The sequence below is a fragment of the Mesorhizobium sp. M7A.F.Ca.US.014.04.1.1 genome (assembly GCF_003998745.1).
Taxonomy (GTDB): Bacteria; Pseudomonadota; Alphaproteobacteria; order Rhizobiales; family Rhizobiaceae; genus Mesorhizobium; species Mesorhizobium ciceri.
In genome coordinates this window covers 1-2,952 of record NZ_RZRW01000652.1, presented here as the reverse complement: position 1 = coordinate 2,952, position 2,952 = coordinate 1, and the positions used below count along the sequence as shown (strand labels likewise).

The 2,952-nt window shown below is 62.5% G+C and carries 3 protein-coding genes; all 3 read right to left on the bottom strand.

Translation table 11 applies throughout. The features are described from left to right. Window positions 1-1,072, bottom strand: a 1,072-nt coding sequence (locus EOA22_RS29345) for an MlaD family protein (RefSeq protein ID WP_164755971.1), incomplete at its 3' end; no start/stop codon positions are given. Window positions 1,073-1,086: 14 nt separating this feature from the next. Continuing rightward, the gene (locus EOA22_RS29340) at window positions 1,087-1,908 is read right to left on the bottom strand and encodes an ABC transporter ATP-binding protein (protein WP_024503546.1); all 822 of its coding nucleotides are present in this window, start codon (window positions 1,906-1,908) and stop codon (window positions 1,087-1,089) included. Between the two features lies 1 nt (window position 1,909). Continuing rightward, a partial coding sequence (locus EOA22_RS29335; protein WP_164755968.1) for an ABC transporter permease occupies window positions 1,910-2,952 on the bottom strand: 1,043 nt, incomplete at its 5' end.

Genomic DNA, 2,952 nt, shown 5'->3' with positions numbered 1-2,952 from the left:
CTAGAATGCCATCGACTCGCACCGAGGCATCGTTGAGCCGTTGCGCGAGCTGCTTTGCGTCCTTGATCGTCTGGTCGATGTCGTCGGCCCGGTTGGCGAACTTGTGGGTCACCTCCGCGATGTCGGCGGCGGCCTTGTCGGCGCTCTCGCTGGCCTTTTGGATGTTGGCGAGCGCCGAGCGCACTTGTGCGGGATCGATACCGTCGAGCACGTTGTCGACCTTGGCCAGCGTGCCTTGCGTCCGTTTGGCGAAGTCGTTGACCGACCCCACGGCTGTATCGACGTTCTTGATCACGCCGTCGAGCTGCTTCGACGTCTGCTTGAGGTTACCGGTTACTGCGTCGACATTGGCGACGATGCTCTTGATCTTGTCCTTGTCGACCGCGTTGAGAAGGCCTTCGGCCGCCTTCAGCGTGCCGTCGAGTTTGCCGGAAACGCCTTTCAGCTCATCGGCCAGCGTGCTGGCCGCGGACAGGAACTTGTCGATGCCGTCCGAATTCTTGGCCAGCGCATCGGAGAAGGTCTGGACGTTCTGGACGGTCTGCGTCAGCGGCCCGCGAACGTCCTTGGTGAAGCCTTCGAGCTCGGTCAGCACCTTGTCGGCGCGGGTGAAGATATTCTGCGCCGTCTGCAAGAGGTTGGTCACCGCCGACGGGTTGGCGACGATCTCGGCGACCTTGCCTTCCTTTTCCGCTTGGTCGAGGAGCTTTACCTCCTTGGGATCGGCGCCCTTGAGTTCGATGTTGGCCTGCCCGGTCAGGCCGGCAAGCCCGATATCGGCTTGCGTCGATTTGGTGATCGGCGTCATGCGGTCGATCTCGGTATCGGCGATGGCAACCGTCGGATTGTCGACATCAATATAGACGCGCTTGACGTCGCCGACCTTGACGCCGTTGAACAGCACGAAACTTCCGCGGCCGAGCCCGGAGGCCGAGCCCGGAATGCGCACGCGCAGCAACGTCGTCTCGCCCTTGTCGCCGATCGCCGCCGTCCAGTAGACGAAGGCAAACGCCGCCAGGATCGCGGCCAGCGTGAAGATGCCGACAATGACGTAGTTGGCTCTGGTTTCCATTGTCCCACTTATGGCTATGCGCGCGCCGCAAGATCAAGTTGCCGGGCGCGTTTTCCGCGGAAATAGGATTTTACCCACGGTTCCTCGCTCTTCAGCATGTCGTCGATGGTGCCTTCGACCAGCACTTTCTTCTTGCCGAGCACGGCCACCCGGTCGCAAGCGGTGAACAGCGTGTCGAGGTCATGCGTCACCATGTAGACGGTCAGATCCATCGTATCGCGCAGCTTGACCACCAGCTCGTCGAACTCCGCCGCGCTGATCGGATCGAGACCCGATGTCGGCTCGTCGAGGAAGACGATGTCGGGATCGAGCGCCAGCGCCCGCGCCAGCGCGGCGCGCTTGATCATGCCGCCGGACAGTTCGGATGGGAATTTTTGCGCCGCGTCGGGCGGCAGCCCGACCAGCTCGATCTTGAGCATCGCCAGTTCGTCCATCAGCTTTCGCGGCAGGTCGAGATATTCGCGCATCGGCACCTGGACGTTTTCCAGCACCGTCAGCGCCGAGAACAGGGCGCCGTGCTGGAACAGCACGCCAAGCCGCATGTCGATGCGCAGACGCTCGGCATCATCAGCCTTCTCGATATCGACGCCGAACAGCCTGATCGTGCCCGACTGCTTGCGTGTCAGGCCGAGAATGGTGCGCAGCAGAACGGATTTGCCAGCACCCGAGGCGCCGACAAATCCAAGGATTTCGCCGCGCCTTATGTCGAGCGACAGTCTGTCGAGGATAAGCTTGTCGGCAAAGGAAACGCTGATGTCGTGCGCGGAAAGCACGATATCGCCCTCGCCCGCGTCATCCGCCAATGCACCCGCCCTTTTCCTGTTTCGCAGCTTCATCTCAGAACTCGATCGCTGCGTAGAACATGGCAAAAAGCCCGTCGAGGATGATGACGACGAAGATCGACTTCACCACCGAAGCGGTAACATGCTGGCCGAGCGATTCGGCGCTGCCGCCGACCTTCATGCCTTCGACCGAGGCAATCGTGCCGATGATCATGGCCATGAACGGCGCCTTGATCAGGCCCGCAAAGATGGTGCTGAGATCGATGGCGACGCGCAGCCGGTCGATGAAGGCGGCGGGCGGGATGTCGGAATAGAGCCAGGCAGCCAGGATGCCGCCGCCGAGTGCGGCGAAATTGGCGATGATGGTCAGGCACGGCAAGGCGATGACCAGCGCCACGAGCCGCGGAAAGACCAGGACGCCGATCGGGTTGAGCCCGATGACCTTCAGCGCGTCGACCTCCTCGCGCATCTTCATCGAGCCGATCTCGGCGGTGATCGCGCTGCCGGAGCGGCCGGCGATCATGATCGCCGTCATCAGCACGCCGAGTTCGCGCAGGATCAGCACGCCGACGAGGTCGACGACGAAGATATCGGCGCCGAAATAGCTGAGCTGATAGGCGCCCTGCTGGGCGACGATGGCGCCGACGATCGCCGACATCAGCACCACCACCGGAATGGCGCCGACGCCCATACGGTCGATCTGGTTGAAAATCGCCGCCGGGTTGACGGCATGGCCACGGCCGAGCTTCATCTGCGCGCCACGGATGGTGGCGCCGAGGATGTTCATCGAGGCCAGAAAATCGTCGCGCATCTCGTAGACCCGGCGGCCAACCGCCTCCAGCGCGCGAATGACGATGTTGGGCGGTCGCACCGGGCCGGATTCGGGTTCGCGCCGCACGGCCTCGCCGACAGCTTCGAGCAGGATCGAAGCGATCTCGCTCTGGCCTTGCATCTGGATTTCGACACCCTTCTTCTCGAAGGCGCTGACCAGCCGGTCGATCAGCCAGGCGCCGGCAGTGTCCATCTTCTCGATCTTGGAAACATCGAGCGCCAAGATTTTGAAGCCGCTTCGCTTTTCGATCTTGCGCATGTCGGCGT

Coding starts and splice junctions, on each gene's coding strand:
- EOA22_RS29340 (WP_024503546.1), bottom strand. CDS start 1,908: ATGAAGCTGCGAAACAGGAAAAGGGCGGGTGCATTGGCGGATGACGCG.